Source organism: Mesorhizobium sp. M6A.T.Ce.TU.002.03.1.1, assembly GCF_003997275.1.
GTDB lineage: Bacteria > Pseudomonadota > Alphaproteobacteria > Rhizobiales > Rhizobiaceae > Mesorhizobium > Mesorhizobium mediterraneum.
On record NZ_RZTI01000327.1, the window covers coordinates 1 to 434 of the forward strand.

The window sequence follows — 434 nt, forward strand, 5'->3', positions numbered from 1 at the left end:
CGCTTCCATCTTCGGTCCGAAGGGTTCCGCCGCACCTGAAAGCAGGACATGCCTGACCGCTTCGGCGCCCGGCGAACCGCCAGGTTCGCGCGTCAGCAGCACATCATACTTCTTGGCGCGCATCTTTCTCGCCAGCCGCTCGATCTGCGTCGACTTGCCTGCGCCCTCGCCGCCTTCGAAGCTGATGAAAAATCCGCGCGCCAATCGAAAGGGCCTTTGTCCATGTTGGAGTGGATTGTTGCGCTCTAGATAGTCCGCGTTCGGGGAAACGTCCATGCTGTCGGTGCTATCGCAGCCAGCCGATCGCCAGTTCCTTGACGGCATCGAGCGCGCGCTGCGGCAAGGTGCCGACGCTGATCGACTCGGCGGCGAAAAGCGGTGTCTCCTGGCTCAGCGTGTCGCCGATCCAGACGCGCAGCGCGCCGACCGGCTGG

2 pseudogenes are annotated in these 434 nt (G+C 64.1%); both read right to left on the reverse strand.

The features are described 5' to 3' along the window. A pseudogene (locus EOC93_RS33780) lies at window positions 1–204 on the reverse strand (thymidylate kinase); the annotation flags it as partial. Window positions 205–286: 82 nt separating this feature from the next. Then, a pseudogene (locus tag EOC93_RS35265) lies at window positions 287–434 on the reverse strand (D-alanyl-D-alanine carboxypeptidase); the annotation flags it as partial.